Origin of the sequence: Shinella zoogloeoides (assembly GCF_022682305.1) — a bacterium.
Classification (GTDB): Bacteria; Pseudomonadota; Alphaproteobacteria; order Rhizobiales; family Rhizobiaceae; genus Shinella; species Shinella zoogloeoides_B.
The window spans coordinates 1,016,022-1,031,216 of record NZ_CP093528.1; the positions used below are offsets into that span (position 1 = coordinate 1,016,022).

General features: G+C 60.4%; 25 protein-coding genes, 1 tRNA gene and 1 other annotated feature. Of the genes, 15 read left to right on the forward strand and 11 right to left on the reverse strand.

Annotation, left to right across the window (positions count from 1 at the left end):
- Positions 1–59 precede the first annotated feature (59 nt).
- The 9 genes from MOE34_RS05115 to MOE34_RS05155 all read right to left on the reverse strand — a co-directional run bounded on the left by MOE34_RS05115 (position 60) and on the right by MOE34_RS05155 (position 4,059).
- A tRNA-Ser gene (locus MOE34_RS05115) sits at positions 60–149 on the reverse strand.
- Between the two features lie 220 nt (positions 150–369).
- On the reverse strand, positions 370–675 hold the full coding sequence (locus MOE34_RS05120) for a hypothetical protein (RefSeq protein WP_242221582.1): 306 nt from the start codon (positions 673–675) through the stop codon (positions 370–372).
- Positions 665–1,066, reverse strand: a complete 402-nt coding sequence (locus MOE34_RS05125) for a hypothetical protein (RefSeq protein WP_242221584.1) — start codon at positions 1,064–1,066, stop codon at positions 665–667. Before MOE34_RS05125 ends, MOE34_RS05120 begins: the two co-directional genes overlap by 11 nt.
- Positions 1,066–1,317 (reverse strand): hypothetical protein, encoded by a 252-nt coding sequence (locus MOE34_RS05130; RefSeq protein WP_242221586.1) that lies wholly within the window; start codon positions 1,315–1,317, stop codon positions 1,066–1,068. The genes MOE34_RS05125 and MOE34_RS05130 overlap by 1 nt, the downstream gene beginning before the upstream one ends.
- A 9-nt stretch (positions 1,318–1,326) precedes the next feature.
- Positions 1,327–1,518 carry a hypothetical protein gene (locus tag MOE34_RS05135; protein WP_242221588.1) on the reverse strand — a complete coding sequence of 64 codons (192 nt, stop codon included), beginning with the start codon at positions 1,516–1,518 and terminating at the stop codon, positions 1,327–1,329.
- Entirely contained in the window at positions 1,511–1,933 is a 423-nt protein-coding gene (locus MOE34_RS05140; RefSeq protein ID WP_242221590.1) for a hypothetical protein, read from the reverse strand. The genes MOE34_RS05135 and MOE34_RS05140 overlap by 8 nt, the downstream gene beginning before the upstream one ends.
- The gene (locus MOE34_RS05145) at positions 1,930–2,265 is read right to left on the reverse strand and encodes a hypothetical protein (RefSeq protein ID WP_242221592.1); all 336 of its coding nucleotides are present in this window, start codon (positions 2,263–2,265) and stop codon (positions 1,930–1,932) included. The genes MOE34_RS05140 and MOE34_RS05145 overlap by 4 nt, the downstream gene beginning before the upstream one ends.
- 46 nt (positions 2,266–2,311) lie before the next feature.
- On the reverse strand, positions 2,312–3,337 hold the full coding sequence (locus MOE34_RS05150; protein ID WP_242221594.1) for a DUF7666 domain-containing protein: 1,026 nt from the start codon (positions 3,335–3,337) through the stop codon (positions 2,312–2,314).
- A gap of 155 nt (positions 3,338–3,492) precedes the next feature.
- Positions 3,493–4,059, reverse strand: coding sequence for a LexA family transcriptional regulator (locus tag MOE34_RS05155; RefSeq protein ID WP_242221596.1), 567 nt, complete (start codon positions 4,057–4,059; stop codon positions 3,493–3,495).
- A 332-nt stretch (positions 4,060–4,391) separates the two neighbouring features.
- Between MOE34_RS05155 and MOE34_RS05160 the strand changes: the two genes are divergently transcribed.
- Entirely contained in the window at positions 4,392–5,333 is a 942-nt protein-coding gene (locus tag MOE34_RS05160) for a hypothetical protein (protein WP_242221598.1), read from the forward strand.
- A 1-nt stretch (position 5,334) separates the two neighbouring features.
- Here MOE34_RS05160 and MOE34_RS05165 read toward each other — a convergent pair.
- Positions 5,335–6,566 (reverse strand): IS3 family transposase gene (locus MOE34_RS05165; RefSeq protein ID WP_129567183.1). Its coding sequence is split into 2 segments (ribosomal slippage): positions 5,335–6,275 and positions 6,275–6,566, totalling 1,233 coding nucleotides; the frame shifts between segments, so codons are not numbered across the junction.
- Positions 6,166–6,282: a sequence feature (AL1L pseudoknot), on the reverse strand. (Overlaps the previous gene by 117 nt.)
- Between MOE34_RS05165 and MOE34_RS05170 the strand changes: the two genes are divergently transcribed.
- The 4 genes from MOE34_RS05170 to MOE34_RS05185 all read left to right on the forward strand — a co-directional run bounded on the left by MOE34_RS05170 (position 6,544) and on the right by MOE34_RS05185 (position 8,779).
- Positions 6,544–6,891 carry a hypothetical protein gene (locus MOE34_RS05170; protein WP_242221600.1) on the forward strand — a complete coding sequence of 116 codons (348 nt, stop codon included), beginning with the start codon at positions 6,544–6,546 and terminating at the stop codon, positions 6,889–6,891. The two genes, MOE34_RS05165 and MOE34_RS05170, sit on opposite strands and share 23 nt — an antisense overlap.
- A 4-nt stretch (positions 6,892–6,895) precedes the next feature.
- Positions 6,896–7,999 carry a ParB N-terminal domain-containing protein gene (locus MOE34_RS05175; RefSeq protein WP_242221602.1) on the forward strand — a complete coding sequence of 368 codons (1,104 nt, stop codon included), beginning with the start codon at positions 6,896–6,898 and terminating at the stop codon, positions 7,997–7,999.
- Positions 7,996–8,283 carry an HNH endonuclease gene (locus MOE34_RS05180; RefSeq protein WP_242221604.1) on the forward strand — a complete coding sequence of 96 codons (288 nt, stop codon included), beginning with the start codon at positions 7,996–7,998 and terminating at the stop codon, positions 8,281–8,283. The genes MOE34_RS05175 and MOE34_RS05180 overlap by 4 nt, the downstream gene beginning before the upstream one ends.
- Before the next feature lie 277 nt (positions 8,284–8,560).
- On the forward strand, positions 8,561–8,779 hold the full coding sequence (locus MOE34_RS05185) for a hypothetical protein (protein ID WP_242221606.1): 219 nt from the start codon (positions 8,561–8,563) through the stop codon (positions 8,777–8,779).
- Here MOE34_RS05185 and MOE34_RS05190 read toward each other — a convergent pair.
- Positions 8,757–9,371 carry a hypothetical protein gene (locus MOE34_RS05190; RefSeq protein WP_242221608.1) on the reverse strand — a complete coding sequence of 205 codons (615 nt, stop codon included), beginning with the start codon at positions 9,369–9,371 and terminating at the stop codon, positions 8,757–8,759. The two genes, MOE34_RS05185 and MOE34_RS05190, sit on opposite strands and share 23 nt — an antisense overlap.
- 98 nt (positions 9,372–9,469) lie before the next feature.
- Here MOE34_RS05190 and MOE34_RS05195 point away from each other — a divergent pair, with 98 nt between their 5' ends.
- The 10 genes from MOE34_RS05195 to dnaN all read left to right on the forward strand — a co-directional run bounded on the left by MOE34_RS05195 (position 9,470) and on the right by dnaN (position 15,081).
- Positions 9,470–9,766 carry a hypothetical protein gene (locus tag MOE34_RS05195; RefSeq protein WP_242221610.1) on the forward strand — a complete coding sequence of 99 codons (297 nt, stop codon included), beginning with the start codon at positions 9,470–9,472 and terminating at the stop codon, positions 9,764–9,766.
- On the forward strand, positions 9,763–10,041 hold the full coding sequence (locus MOE34_RS05200; protein WP_242221612.1) for a hypothetical protein: 279 nt from the start codon (positions 9,763–9,765) through the stop codon (positions 10,039–10,041). Before MOE34_RS05195 ends, MOE34_RS05200 begins: the two co-directional genes overlap by 4 nt.
- Positions 10,041–10,994, forward strand: coding sequence for a hypothetical protein (locus MOE34_RS05205; protein WP_242221615.1), 954 nt, complete (start codon positions 10,041–10,043; stop codon positions 10,992–10,994). Before MOE34_RS05200 ends, MOE34_RS05205 begins: the two co-directional genes overlap by 1 nt.
- Positions 10,995–11,057: 63 nt before the next feature.
- Positions 11,058–11,312 (forward strand): hypothetical protein, encoded by a 255-nt coding sequence (locus MOE34_RS05210; RefSeq protein ID WP_242221617.1) that lies wholly within the window; start codon positions 11,058–11,060, stop codon positions 11,310–11,312.
- Positions 11,313–11,366: 54 nt separating this feature from the next.
- Positions 11,367–12,200 carry an ATP-binding protein gene (locus tag MOE34_RS05215; protein ID WP_242221620.1) on the forward strand — a complete coding sequence of 278 codons (834 nt, stop codon included), beginning with the start codon at positions 11,367–11,369 and terminating at the stop codon, positions 12,198–12,200.
- Entirely contained in the window at positions 12,200–12,385 is a 186-nt protein-coding gene (locus MOE34_RS05220; RefSeq protein ID WP_242221622.1) for a hypothetical protein, read from the forward strand. Before MOE34_RS05215 ends, MOE34_RS05220 begins: the two co-directional genes overlap by 1 nt.
- Before the next feature lie 5 nt (positions 12,386–12,390).
- The gene (locus MOE34_RS05225) at positions 12,391–12,537 is read left to right on the forward strand and encodes a hypothetical protein (protein ID WP_242221624.1); all 147 of its coding nucleotides are present in this window, start codon (positions 12,391–12,393) and stop codon (positions 12,535–12,537) included.
- Positions 12,538–12,680: 143 nt separating this feature from the next.
- Positions 12,681–13,361, forward strand: a complete 681-nt coding sequence (locus MOE34_RS05230) for a hypothetical protein (RefSeq protein WP_242221626.1) — start codon at positions 12,681–12,683, stop codon at positions 13,359–13,361.
- Positions 13,362–13,383: 22 nt separating this feature from the next.
- On the forward strand, positions 13,384–13,953 hold the full coding sequence (locus MOE34_RS05235; protein ID WP_242221628.1) for a DUF669 domain-containing protein: 570 nt from the start codon (positions 13,384–13,386) through the stop codon (positions 13,951–13,953).
- A gap of 72 nt (positions 13,954–14,025) precedes the next feature.
- Positions 14,026–15,081 (forward strand): DNA polymerase III subunit beta, encoded by a 1,056-nt coding sequence (gene dnaN / locus MOE34_RS05240; protein WP_242221630.1) that lies wholly within the window; start codon positions 14,026–14,028, stop codon positions 15,079–15,081.
- The last annotated feature ends 114 nt before the right edge of the window (positions 15,082–15,195 follow it).

A 15,195-nucleotide genomic window follows, 5' to 3' on the forward strand; every position in this document is an offset into this window, starting at 1 on the left:
TGGTAGCCGCCAAGGGAGGGAAATCGGCGGGAATCGGCGTTCCCGGTTTTGTTCCGAAGTGGCGGAGAAGAAGGGATTCGAACCCTCGATACCGTTTCCGGTATACTCCCTTAGCAGGGGAGCGCCTTCGACCACTCGGCCACCTCTCCGCTCCGGGCCGAAATAACTAAAAAGCCCTTGTCTAGCAAGGGCTTTTTTCATTTTTACGGATTTTGTTGCCGGAATTTCTCAATACGGGAAAATACGGGATAAACCGCGAACAAACGGCGAAAGAGTAGAAAAAACTGCACACATACTACCCATGGCCGTTTTCTCTATGTTCGTTTTGCGTTCTTATGGGCCTAATTCAACCATTGCGCAAGTTCTCGCTCATTCTCCCCGCTCCTTATCCAGCGCGTTGCGGGAGTAGGGGGAGGCGTAGAGGGGCGTGACAGGGCGACCGCGAATTGCGGCGACACGCTCTGCCCGATCCTTATCGGGGCCGTGGAAGATGACTTTGCCCATTTCGGTCGTCACCAGCCACCAGTCCGGCTCTACCGCCGGCACATCGACAAGAGCGGCGGTGATGGCGACATAAGTTTCTTGTTCGTCCAGACCCAGCGCATCCCACTGGTTGAATTCGTCGGCGATGCTGTTCCACGCCGTCTTGGCGCGTTCGGTAAGTTCACTCTGCATGTTCATATCCTCCGAGGAGTGCGCGGGCGCGGCGGAAGTCTCCGTAGGTCAGCGTGCGCTCGTCGCCATATCCCCAAACGTTATGATCGTCGGGCTTCAATCGGCGGCTTGTTTCGTCGGAAAATCTGCCGGCGATTACCGCAAACGGCTTCAGCGCCTCCCGCAGCTCCGCATTCTCCCGCTGCAACGCCTCTGCCTGGCGGGCGGACGAAACGGCGAAATCCCAGAGCACCAGAACGTCGTGCTTGTAGTCGGTCAGCGCATAGAGGATCTGCGCATACGATCCATCTGCAACTGCTTTCGGCTGGCCGTTACGGTACTGGTCGATGGAGCGCACCATGCCCTGAATGCGCGCCGAGTCTCCCCGGCGCGCTTCATTCACCTCAACCATCACGCCGCCCTCCGCCACTGGCGATTGTCGTTGGCGGGGCGCTGGCGACGGCTTTCTCTGGCCTTGGTAACGGCGCCGGGGATTTGCAGCGACTGGCCGGTGATAGCCGCAACTTCGCGCGCCACCGCCTCGACCCTGGCCCTCGCGCCCGCTACGGTTTGCGCCGCGGCGATCGACATGATAGCGCCGGCAGTCGTGCCCTGCGCGATGAATTCTCTGGCAGTAAGTATGTTTGTGGTGCGGGTGTTCATGGGAATCTCCTAGATGGCGCAAGCTGCGGCAAAGCCGAGCGCGGCGAAAATGACGGTTGCAACGGCAAGCTCAATGCGCGCAGAACGCATGTGCGTTGCCATAAGCTGGCGCGTACGTTCGCGGGCGGCGTCGGCAAGCGGCGTCGGGTAGCGCGGGGCGCTGGTGGGGGTGATGGCGGGGGCGGCTGGGGCACTACGCATTGGTGCGGCCCTCGGCTTTGCGACGAAGCGCCGACCGCAGCAGCGGAATGATGGCGGCCCCGATTTCAACCGTGACGACCCTGCCGCGCAGCGGTCGCTTGAAGACAAACGTCCTTGCATTTCCATCGTCCAAGGCGTCCGCCAGGCAGGCGATTTCATGCCCGTGGAATTTCACGACTGACGCGCTTTCGCAGGCCCGACAACCGGTGCCAACCGCCACAACGAGTTGAGCGATCTCGAGGTCAGAAAGATTGCCCGCCCCGCGCCCGGCTGTCTCCTTACGGATGATGCCAGCATCACGAAGAACGCGCGCCTTTTGGCGAACGGCGTCCACCGGTTCGTCGAAGAACTCGGAAAGAATGCGCGCCGCTTCAATCGGCTTTAAGCCCGGCGCCTTGTCCGCCGCCCCACTCATCGCACAACCTCCGCGCCGCCGACACGCGAGAGCACCTCGAACTTGCCGCCTACCTCGACGGACAGCCGCGCAGCTTCGTTGATCGCAGATTCATAAGTTGCGTGCTCGAACGGGATGTGGCCCGTCTTTATGCGCCCCGTCGTGCGCCCGCGCTTGAAAACGAAATGGCCGCCGCCGATCTCCTCGTTTGCGCGAGGACCGGGGAAGCCGGGCCATTTATTGCCGTGGTTCGGCTTGCCGTGCTTCTTTGCCTTGTAGTCGGGGCGGCGCATCGGCTCGTCGCTATGAGCGGACGGGCCTGGCAGAAAGTCGTCTTCGTTCGGTCTGTACATGGTGGTCTCCTCAATGTGGTCGGTGCGGTGGACGCTTGGTCGGCGCCTACTCTTTGACTTCTTCGAATTCGCCGTTGGCGGTGAGGCGATAGGCCTTGCCGGCCTCGATGCCGTTTTGACCGACAAGCGAAGCTCGCACGGCCAGAAGGTTGTGCGGCCAGACAGTTTCGTCGTAATGCGCCAGCATGATCGCCCCGCCGACTTCAGCCTTTGCAGTTGAGCGTGCGCCGAGTGCCGCGGAGATGGCGCCATTCCCGGTGCTGGCCGCGTGGGCGCGGTAGCCGGTGCTGGCCGCGTGGGCGCCATTCCCGGTGCTGGCCGCGTGGGCGCGGTAGCCGGTGCTGGCCGCGTGGGCGCCATTCCCGGTGCTGGCCGCGTGGGCGTAGTCCCCGGTGCTGGCCGCGTGGGCGCCATTCCCGGTGCTGGCCGCGTGGGCGTAGTCCCCGGTGCTGGCCGCGTGGGCGCGGTAGCCGGTGCTGGCCGCGTGGGCGTAGTCCCCGGTGCTGGCCGCGTGGGCGCGGTAGCCGGTGCTGGCCGCGTGGGCGCCATTCCCGGTGCTGGCCGCGTGGGCGCCATTCCCGGTGCTGGCCGCGTGGGCGCGGTAGCCGGTGCTGGCCGCGTGGGCGCGGTAGCCGGTGCTGGCCGCGTGGGCGCGGTAGCCGGTGCTGGCCGCGTGGGCGCGGTAGCCGGTTGTCACGCTTTCTTTCGCGGCTTCCTTAATCCACGCCACTGCCTTCTTGATGAAGTCGGGGAGATGAAGCTCCATATCGATGGAGATCGAAGCGGAAGCGATCTTGGTATCGCTTTCAGGGTCATCGGCGACATCGCCGGACGCAGTGGTCAGCGCGAATACGCTGGTTGCCGGCCCATAGTAGTTCCAGGCATCAAGCGGCATAAGGACCGAGTGGAAGGCTCCAGCGCCGCAGCGGGTGACCTTCTTGTCCGTCGTGTAAGTCTTCCCGACTTCATATTGAAACCTGACGCCCGACGGCGTGCAGGTCATGTCTTTGTTGAAGCCCTTATAAGTGGTGAGTGCGCGCGCCTCTTCAGCATCGCCAGATCTCTTGGCCATCTCTCTCTCCTCTTGCCGTACACACGGCGTGGTAGCGCACCTGGTCAGTGCGTGAGGAGAGGTATGCGATAAAAGGACAAGTGTGTCAACAGAAAGATTCGAAAAAAGGATAATAGTGCCTCTTGCGGCAGCAGGAGGCACCGATTCTCGCAACTCTAGCGAAATTTTACGCCAGTAACCTTCGCTATATGGTCGATGAATACGTCTTCCTCGACCGTGCCGCCGGTCAGGGAATAAAGAGACCAGCGGTCACGTCGGCTGCCGCGCAGCAAGCGCTTGACCATCGTACGCCCATCCGCGCACCAGATGACGCATATCTCGTTGATATGAAAGTCTTGCGGATACTCGTAAATGGTGTCGTAAAAAATAACCGACCCATCTGGAATAAGCTCACCCATAGAGCCGCCCTCGACCTCAAGTCCCGACGTGTCTATGGGGTAGTCTCCGGTATTGTCCACTTCGCCAATTACGCCGGCATCGAGGCCATAGACATGGCCACCAGCGCCAACCTTTCCGCGAATCAGAATCGGAACCTTGACTGGCGCCTCACCGATGAACTTCGCAAAGACAACGTACTCCTCCAGGCCAATCTTCCTGCCTTCGGTGAATATTTTGTTGATGTAGTTCGCGGGCTTTCCAACGTGCCTAGCCAGATCGGATTGCGAAGCGCCGACGCGTTCAAGCCCGTCGAGCAGCCACTTGCGGAAGTCGTCCATAGTCATCGTGTTGTCCATTGTGCGCTTATCGCATAACGCGCAATGAAAATCTTTTCCGAAAAACGAATAGATTGGGTTGACTGATTTATTCGATTATGGGATAACTCTCCCCGTAACCAGCCACCGGCCACAAGAGCCGACACGCCGCCAAGAGCGAAAGAGGAGACTGAGATGCGAACCACGAAGACAGAAGACGGAGCGCCATGAGGGCGCACCTCAGAAGAAGAGGGCGGGCCGTTCGTGGACCGCCGTGAAGGCCCCGATGAAAGGCGGGGCCTTTTCCTTTTAGTAGGAGCGGCATTTCGCCGAGCCACCATCACCACGTAAGAGGAGACGATATGAACGTTCATCAGAGACAGACACGTAAGATCATGAGCGCCAGAGAGGTCGCAGAGGCGGTGTTCGCAAAGCGGGCAGCGCCGAAAGCCGGTTCCGCGCCCCGCATTCTAGAAGACGTGCCGAAGCCCGTTGTGGTGGAGACGAAGCGCTCTCGCGGTGTGGCGGCCCGCGCGGTTGCCGTCGCGAAGCCGATCGATCACGCGGTTGTCGCGGCCGTGAGCGCGACGGGTGGTGGTGACGACGCGCCGCCGAACGCCTTTCCGAGTCCTGCGCTGGCGTTCCTTCATGCGGGAGACGTTCGGCTGTCGCCGGAGCAGGCAATGTTTCTTACGACGAATTGCGTGCATCCTGTTCAGCAGTCCATTCGACCGCTCGACCATCAGTCCGCTCAGGAGCACATCGCCACCCTTGTTGCGATGATGCAGACACCAGACGCATGGATGGAGGAAACCCAGATTCGATTCGGTGTGCTGTACGGCCGCATCTGGGTGATGGACGGCAATCACCGGCTGCGCGGGCAGTCCATGTCCGGTTGCAAAATCCTTTGGAACGTGAAGATCGACCAGTATGATGACGAGGAGTCATTCCTGCAAGCGTTCCACAAGTTCAATACCAATTCGCGGGGCCGTAGCGAGGCGCAGATACTTGGCGCCATTGGATATGCCGCCAAGCATGGCATCACCAAGCAGACTGGCAAAGCCGTTTACAGCTCCATGCCCTTCATTATCTCTCGTTTCCGTGCCGGCAGGGAGAGGGAGCAGGGTGAAGTCCTTCTGGCGCGCGTGGTGGATTCCCGCCTTCGCTTGATGGAGAAATATGCCGACGAGGCTCGCATGTTTGATGCGTGCCTAAAAGGCGGGGACAGCAAGCTCAAAAAGAAACTTCTTGGCGCGGGCGTCACTTTGAACCGCGCCGAGTTTACCGGAGACCGTTTGGTTTAAGTTATGCGGCCATGGCTGGCGCGTCCAGCATGGCATGGTATCGTTCTTCTGCCTCGGCTGGCGGTATGTTGCCGATGGGCTCCAGAAGGCGTCGGTTGTTGAACCAGTCCACCCATTCGAGTGTGGCGAACTCCACGGCTTCGAAGTTGCGCCATGGTCCCCGGCGATGGATGACCTCGGCTTTGTAAAGGCCGTTGATCGTTTCGGCGAGAGCGTTGTCATAGGAATCACCGACGCTCCCGACAGACGGCTCGATGCCCGCCTCCGCCAGCCGCTCAGAATAGCGAATCGACACGTATTGCGAGCCGCGGTCGGAATGATGAACCAGCCCGCCCCGTTTGACGGGCCGCCGATCATGAAGTGCCTGCTCCAGAGCATCGAGGACAAAGCCCGCATGGGCAGTCCGGCTTGCCCGCCAACCGACGATACGTCGGGCAAAGGCATCGATCACGAAGGCCACGTAAACGAAGCCCTGCCAGGTCGCGACATAGGTGAAATCGGATAACCACAGCATGTTCGGCGCGGGAGCCTTGAAGTGGCGATTGACGCGGTCGAGCGGACACGGGGCAGACTTGTCCGATACAGTGGTTTTGATCGGCTTGCCACGAATGATGCCTTGAAGACCCATCATTCTCATGAGCCTTGCGACGGTGCAGCGAGCGATATCGAAGCCTTCTCGCTGCAACTGTCGCCACACTTTCCGCACGCCATAGACCTGGAAGTTCTCGTTGAACACCCGGCGTATCTCGACTTTCATAGCCATATCGCGCCGGGCGCGGGCCGATAGGCGACCCACGTCCGTGCGCTTGGCGACGACTTCATAATAGGTGGACGGGGCAATCGGCAGCAGCCTGCAGATCGGCTCGACCCCGAGCACCGAGCGGTGTTCGTCGATGAAGGAAATCATCGCTTCATTGGGCGGTCGAGCTCCGCCATCGCAAAATACGCAGAGGCTTTGCGCAAAATCTCGTTGGCCTGACGAAGCTCGCGGTTCTCCCGCTCCAGAGCCTTCATCTTCTCGGCGACGTCACTCGGCAGGCCAGCTCGCTTGCCGCTGTCCACCTCAGCCTTCTTCACCCATTCATTGAGCGTATGCGCCGAGCAGCCGATCTTGGCAGCTATGGAAGACACGGCCGCCCACCGCGAAGGATGCTCTGCTTCATGCTCGACAACCATTCGAACGGCGCGGGCGCGCACTTCGGGAGAAAACTTGTTCGTCGTCTTGCTTGTCATAGACCCTACTTCTCACAAGTTGGGGTCTCCGGCAAACCCGGTGCGGTTCACCGCGGTTGCCCTTGCCACACTCAAGGGCCGCCCACACGAGGCTAAGGAATTCTGGTCTGGTGTTGCCAAGAACGATGGCCTGAAAAAGGGCGACCCGCGTCACACATTCGTCATGGATATGCTTACGCGCACCCTCAACAAGGGTGACATGCACCAGACAATCGCGGTTCCTGCTACGGCCTGGAATGCATGGCTCGCAAACAAATCTCTGACTCAGATACACGTCGTCGATACGGATTACGTTCGCATCGCCGGCACGACGTTCCAAGGATAAAGCAATGAGCGCGGGTAGCTATCAGTCGGTGAAGGTATCGGAAATCCATCTTCGGGACGACGTCATCAAGCGCACCGTATCCGAAGATGGGGTCGCCAAACTCGTCCTCAGCATGGACATAAACGGCCTTCAGTCGGCTATCCGCGTTCGCCCTCTCACTATCTATAAGTCCGGGCAGCCATTCCAAGAATGGGAGCTTGTCGCCGGCAGACATCGCCTAGAAGCCGCCAAGAGGCTTGGTTGGCAAGAGATCGATGCGAACGTAACAAATCTAAGCGACAACATGGCCGAGCTTGCCATGATCGAAGAGAACATGGCGCGCACCGATTTAAAGCCCGCCGAATTCGTCTACGCCACAGCACGCCGCAAGGTGCTGTATGAGCTGGAGTTTCCTGAGACGAAAAATGGTGGGGATCGCGGGAATCAGCACACGGGCGGGAAGGTGGCAGTTCGCCACAATGGCGAACTGCCAGAAGATAGAACAGACCGCTTCACCAAAACCGCCGCCGAAATTAGCGGCAAGGGCGAAAGAACAATTCAGCGCGCCGCAGCAGCAGGCAAGGCAATTGGATCTGTTGCCCCTAAGCTGGTCGGAACCTCCCTAGACTCCATCACCGAATTAGAGGCGCTGTCGCGGCTCGACCCAGAGACTCGCCGCGCCTTGATTAAGCGCGCCATCGCAGGCGAGCAGGTCAGCGCCAAAGCGGCCAAGCCTAAACGCGAGCGCGCTCCCAACAAGGACCGCAAGCTGCCTGCGAACGATAACTCGCCTGCTGCGCCCCTCCCAATGATGGACCTGACGTCTCCAGACCATGCGGATGCTGTGTTGGCGGTCGGGGAGGCCGCCGCCGAGGCAACCTTTTTTCAAGGCTCTGCCCCGCCGGATTCGCCGGAGGATCGCAAGCGCGAAGAGCGTGAAGACGACGTTTCGATTTCGTCGCCGATAGCCGACATGGCGCGTGCCGCAAAGAATCAGGCGTTCGCTGAGGTGAGCGCGGCAATGCAAATGTTTGAGGCGTGGTCAGCAGATTGGCAGAAAGAATTCGCCAGCCAGTTCGATCTGACGTCGTTCATTGAAAAGTACCGTGCAGCGAGGGCCGCAGCATGACGAAGCGCAAGACCACGGCGCAAAAGCACCGCACGCTCCTTATCGCAAAACAGGGCGGAAAATGCTGCTATTGCGAACGCCGGCTGCTGCACCACATGACGGCCCTTGAGAACGGGAATGTCCATCCGCGTGCCGCGACGATAGAGCATCTGCGCCGTCGCTGCGAAGGTGGATCCAACCACCTGGATAACAAGGCGGTTGCTTGCCACGAGTGCAATACCAGCAGGGGTTCCACCGACTGGCTCACGTACAAATCTTTGAAGATGGGCGAACTCGTCGCGTAGCGAACGCCTAGAAAGTTTACCAGAGGAAGGCGCGGCTCACCCAGGCCCCACACGTCCTGCGCGCCTTCCGCCCATTGCGCCTTACCAGCGCATAAACCCCAACAAGCAGACACCTTTCGGCCGGCACCACCCGTTAAGTCTGCATGTTGGGTTTCCTACTAGAGGCGCGGAGGAGACAGGTTGAGACCGGCCTTTGACGCGCCCCGTTCGATACCGCTTACCAGGCGGCAGCGGATGGCTACCAAGAAAATACAATTTTGTCAAGAGGATGCCCATCATGCCCCCGCACCCCCAATTGGAATCCGCCATCCAGAACGTCATCTGCGCCGCTGACCTAGCGTCCGGCCCGATTGAGGCCGCCATCAGCGGCGAGACGGCCTGCTACGCCTTCTATAAGCTGCTGGAAGAGATCGACGCGCTACGGCACGCGGCGGATGCGGCATATCCGGCCGCACAAGCCCACCAGCCCGCAGCTACACCCGACTGGACAGAATGACGACATGGATAGCATCCACGCCCTTGAGTTCCAGCGGGCCAGTGGCCGGCCTGTCTATCTTGGCGGTCGTGCCATTCCAATCTCGCAGGATGCCGAGCCAGCCGAAGCCGCCGGAGTGCACGACAACTTCATTGCCGGGCCGCGCCATCGGGGCGGGATCAAGCCAGATTTGCGTGCCTACGTGAAAGATCGGCTCCATGACCTTCGTGTCGACCTGCATGACGTAGCGACCTTCCGGGACGGGGCGCTGTCCAGCGAAGCGGTACTTGCCTTCCTTGCGGTCGGCGATCTTCCCGCGCTCGGCAACGTAGGCGAGGGAGGTAAACGCGGACAAACGGGACGGCCCGCCTGCGGCGCGGTCTGCGGCAAGCATCGCAGCTATTTCGTCGACGGGAAGGCCAAGCCACTGCGCCAGCGTCGTTGTGTAGGAGTCGGTTGGCACGCGGCCTTTCTTCCACGCGTTGTAAGTCTGCTGGCTGATTTCCTTGCCGCCGTGCGCGCCGTGAATGGCCGACAATTCGGCCGCAACGGCGCGGTCGACGGCGGCTAGGGCTATCTGTTTTTCTAGTAGTTTCTGGCTGATCTGGCTCATCTATCACCTGGAGGTATTGACAAAATTGTAAAATCGTAATACACAATAGGACTGTTGGCAATACCAGGCCGACGAAATACCACACAAGAGGAGACAAGATGACGAAAATCACCAGCACCATGCTGGCGGATATGCGCACTCGCCGTGAAAGTGGCGATACCGTCGCAGACATCGCCGCCAGATACAACGTCAAACCCATGACGGTCTACCAGCGCTTCAACCGCGCGCTCGGCGGTACGCCGCTTCCCGGCCCAGCCAATGACAACAATCCTCACCGTGTCACGCGCATGACAGCCCGCAACGGTGGCTGCTCGACGACGAGCGGCAAAATGCCGGTGACGTTAGTCCGCATTCCGTCTGTGGATGGGGTGGCGGTCGAGAGGGTGGCGGCATGAGCGACTGCGAATACTTCGAATTCGGCGAGTGGGTTCGCTCGCGACAGAATCCGCACCTGACCGGCCAGATCATCAACGAACGCAACTGGGGCGGCGAGTACCAGGTGCGACTGGCCGACGGCGTTTCGCTTGTCTGGTGGCACGGCATCGAAATCGAGCACGATCCGGACGGCGCGCCGCCGGCAGCGGAGGACGACAACACGAACGTTGTTCGTGTTGATTTCACCAAGCGGCGCGCACTGCGCGAGGATACGACGACGGGAGGGGCTGCGTGATGTGTAAGTTCAAGATTGGCGATCGGGTGCGGGTGCTGCCGCGTGACAAGGCGCTTGCGTTCAGCGGACACGGTGCGACTGCTGGCAAGGAATACACCGTGAAGGCAGTACGCGGTGACGCCGGGGACAACATCGACACGGAGCTGTGGTCGTTCTTCGACCACGAGATCGAACCCACCTTCACCATCGAGCCCGGCAAATTCTACCGCACCCGCAACGGCAAGGTGACGGGCCGTGTATCCAAGGGCGACACCGGCTTCGAAGCTGTCGTGGACGGGCGCGTGCGGATTTTCGACAAGGCGGGCGGCGCGGTTCACGGTGACGATGACATCGTCGAGGCGTGGGTGCCGAAGGTTGGGGAGCGGGTGGTTGTTGTCAAAACCGACAATTTCCACCCCGCCGTGTCGTCGGAGACGGAGTGTGTGGTTGACGGCGTGACTGGTAACGCAATCCGGCTCGACGCTTCGACAGAAAGTGCCGGAGTGCTGCACCAACTCGCCTACCTATCAGATCTCGAACCGCTGCCCGTTGCCGTCCCGCAACCGGCAGCCCTGAAAATCGAGGCGGGCCGCTACTACAAGACCCGCGATGGGCGGAAGGTCGGGCCGCTTATGACGACGCACCTTGGATCCGGTCTCATCGTGACTCTTGGAGACGGTCGCGTATGGGAATTTGATGGCAGCGCCCGGAAGGCATGTGAGGCCATGTCGGCTTGTGATGACCTCGTCGCCGAATGGCCCGAACCATCCCTCACAGGCTCGCCCGCCGCACCCACGCCCGTCTCCGCCCAGGTGGACGCCATCAACGAGGAATACGGTTCGCCAGCGGCTGGCAAGCTGCTGAAAACCGGCCAAGGCTACGGCTACGAGCTGGCGCGATTTGGCGGCTATGTCTGGGTCGATATCGGCAAGACAGCGCCCATCACCATCCGCGCCGACAAGATCGCCGCCTAACCAACCACCGACCACACCAACCAACCTGCTGCTGGGCGACCGGCAGCAGGAGAGGAGACGCCCATGCCAAAATACAGAGACGGGTGGAACGACCCACCGCCCACCGCTGTACCGCTGGACCACGAGCCAACGGCCAGCACCATCCACAAACCGCGCCGGGTCTGGAAGCGAGCTCTCACCGCAGCCGCATGTGCCGCCGTCATCGGCCTGACCTACGCGCTCATCCCGATTGCCTTTGCGGTAGGCGGGGCAGCTATCGGCGTCTGGTTCGTCGGTGCTGAGGTTTATGGCTGGCTGGAGAGCAAGACGGCGGAATAACCACCACGCGCTGCTGGCCACCACCAGTAGCGCCTACCAACTGAGGAGACATGCATGGCATTGAATTGGGAAAATGGGCAACCGCAGGACACGCTGGAAACGGAGCCAGCGTTCTGCGTGTTCTATGCCGGCGCGAAGTCCGGCAAGACGACGCTGGCTAGCGAGTTCGAAAAACCGCTTTACGTCCGCACCGGCAAGGGCGAGCGCGCACCGGCAGGTGTTGTCATGAAGTCGTTCGGCGTGTCTGAAAGCTACGAAGATATCATCGAGCAGGCGAACTGGATGCTGGATACAGAGGTCAACGCCGACCGAAAGACATTCGTCCTGGATTCAGCCGACGGACTGGAACAGCATATCTGGCGCAAGGTGGCGCAGGAAAACAAGGTCGCCAGCATCGAGGATATTCCATACGGCAAGGGTTACGCCGCCGCCTCTGATATCTGGCACGAGTTCGTCGCCAAGATGCTGGAACTCAAGGAGGCCGGCTTCTACGTGGTCGTGCTGGCGCACGTAAAGGCAAAAACCGTTCCAGGCGTCACGACAGACAGCTATCCGCGCTACATGCCGAACCTCCGTGACGACGCCATCGGCATCGTCGTGGACGCGGCAGACCTGATCGGCTTCCTGCACCAGCGAGTGTCCATCAAGAAGGAAGACGCCGGGTTCAAGAAGACGAACACTCGCGGGGAAGGCGGCGGCGAAATGCTTATCGCCGTGCAGGAACGGCCCGGTTTCATCGCGGGCAACCGCTACGACATCGAGAAGCCAACTCTTCCGTTCAAGCGCGGCGAGGGCTTCAAAACTCTCAATTTCTACTTCCAGCGGAACGCGCTGGCGCCGGCCAACGACAACGTGCCGGACGAACGCGACGAGCAGGAGGCGGCGTGATGGAGCTTCCAGAGGGTACTCACATTTACACGAGGCAATTCACCGAAAACTGCGGCGGTAAAATGCACACATTCCATCAGACGATGATTGAGGTGTCGCCGTTTCATTCAGTGAATGAGGACTCTTTCCGCAAGCTTTACGGCGTGCGGAGCGGCAAGATCGCTCGCCTTTCCGCTGTGGGCTAACCGCCATGTTCCACCGAGAAAACTGGTTCGCATGGTTCCCGGTCACGGCCCGCACCGTGTCCGGCAAGCGCTTCGTATGGCTGGAGACAGTCATCCGCGAGCGGTTCGAGACAGCCAGTAGCGCCAGCGCTTGGCTCTATTACGTGCAGTGATGGTTGATGATTGGGCGGGGCTTCCGCGCACTCGCGCGGAGGCGAAGGATATCGGGGCGAGGCGGTATTTCACCGGAGAGCCTTGCGGGTATGGCCACGTCTCGGCTCGGTTCACCAGCAACCGGCGATGCATAGCGTGCTCTATGGAAGCTAGAGCGAAGTGGGGAGAGGAGAACGCCGACCATCTGACCGAGTATCGCAAGAGGTACTATGCAGAAAACGCAGAGGAAATACTTGCAAAATGGCGTGCCTGGCATGGTGAGAACAAGGAGCATCTGAAGGAAAAAAAGGCCGAGCGATACATGGAGAACCGCGAAGCCAACCTGCTGTACGCCGCTCAATATCGAGAAGAAAATCCAGAAAAAGTGAAGGCCGCCTCGGCGAAATGGAGGGATGAAAATCCTGAAAAGGTGAAAGCCGGATGGGACGAATGGTACGAGAAGAACGGCAAGGCGCGTGACGCGCTACGGAGATCAACCCCGCGAGGGAGGGTCGATGATGCGATGGGTAACGGCATCTATCATGCCATCAGGGGCAGGAAGGCCGGCCGCCGGTGGGAAAGCCTAGTCGGCTATAGCCTGGACGATCTTATGGCGCACCTTGAGCGTCTCTTCCAGCCGGGAATGACGTGGGAGAATTACGGTCAATGGCACATCGACCACAAGACACCGAAGGCGGCGTTTAACTACACGGCGCCTGAACATATCGACTTTAAACGATGCTGGGCTCTGAGCAACCTGCAGCCACTGTGGGCAGAGGACAACATCAGAAAGCATGCTCGACTGGAAAAACCATTCCAGCCGTCGCTGCCCATAGCGGGCTAACACCACAGAAGGAGACGACGAAATGGCTAATCTTGGAACCACTTTCAAAGCCGAAGATCATGATACTGAACAGCGTGGCGAGTATGAAGAACTGCCCAACGGTGTTTACTCTCTCGAGATCGAGGCAAGCGACGTCGGCCCCACCAAGTCTGGCACCGGCACGGTACTGAAGACCACCAACGTCGTTATTGCTCCTGAGCAGTTTAAGGGCAGAAAGCTGTTCAGTACCTATAATTTAGAAAACGCTAACGAAGTCGCGCAACGTATTGGACAACAGCAATTCGCCGCTCTTTGCCGCGCCATCGGACTTTCCGAAGTCTCTGATTCTGAAGACCTGCACTTCCGCAGCTTTACTGTAAAGGTTGGCCTCGGCAAGCCGTCGAAGGACGGTCAGTATCCGGCCCGCGCCGAGATTAAGACCTACTACTTCCCCGATCAGGGCAACGTGCCAGATCCGGCAATCGATGCCGAGCAGCCGCGTCCGGCTCCGGCGAACGACAACCGCGCACCTGCGGCGAACGACAACCGCCAGCAGGCCAGCCGACCGGCTGCGGCTGCTACGGGAAGCCGGTCGTGGGGGAAGCGCGCCTAGCGCAGCAGTGCGCTAACCAACGTGGCCGGTTGCTCGCGCAACTGGCCACCCACCACCACAGAGGAGACACCCATGCACCTTGTAATCCACAAGGAAGACCTGGCGCGCGTCTTGAGCGCCGTCGCCAAGGTAGTCGAAAGCCGGAACACAATCCAGATCCTGTCGTGCGTCATGCTGACCGCAGCAGCAAGCGGCAGCGCAGGCGGCCTGTCAGTCATGGCCACCGACCTGGACATCCTCGCCACAGCCGGCGCGCCAGCAACCGTCAATGCCGCCGGCAGCATCTGCGTGGAAGCGAAGCTGCTCACCGATATCGCGCGCAAAGCTACGGGCGACATCACCATGATCCTGGACGACGGCAAACTGGTCGTGAAGTCCGGCCGGTCTCGCTTCAGCTTGCAGACGTTGCCCGCCGAAGACTTCCCGAATCTCGGCACGCACAACTATGACGCCGAATTCGAGACGGACCTTGCCGCGCTGTTCGCGCCGGTTTCGTTTGCTATGTCGAGCGAGGAGACAAGATTTTACCTCCAAGGCATTTACCTGGAGCCGACAGCCGCCACGGCGACGGACGGCCACCGTCTGGGCACGAACGCGGCCGACCTGCCGGAATTCACGCCCGTCATCGTCCCGCGCAAGCTGGTCGGTCTCGTGCCGAAGGGAGCCGTGAAGGTATCAATCAGTCAGCAGAAGATACGTTTGGAGACCGACGCGCTCACGCTCACGTCGAAGCTGATCGACGGCACGTACCCCGACTACCGCCGCATCATGCCGAAGCAGAACGACAAGCTCGTCAAGGTGGACCGTGACGCTCTCATGAAGGCCGCCGACCGGGTGTCGACAGTCTCGTCGGAACGTGGCCGCGCCGTCAAGCTCAGCATTTCGCCTGGCGGCGTGCGGTTGGCCGTGAATAGCGCCGATGCGGGAAGCGCCGAAGACGAGATCGAGGCCGAGTACAGCGGCGAACCGCTCGATATCGGCTTCAATGCGGCGTACCTCAAGGAACTGATGGGCGTGCTTCCCGCCGGCGAAGTGACGATCGCGCTGGCGGACAGCGGCTCGCCGACGCTGATCACGGGCGGGACGGAGGGGCCGACGTTGGTTCTGATGCCCATGCGTGTTTCGTGATGGCCGTCGCTGGAAAGGAGGGCGGGCTGTGGCGGCCCGCCAACGGCACGGAGGGGCAGGACTTTGAGGCTAATTGGTGTCGTCACTGCCTGAACTCGAAGCCGAACGTCTGGG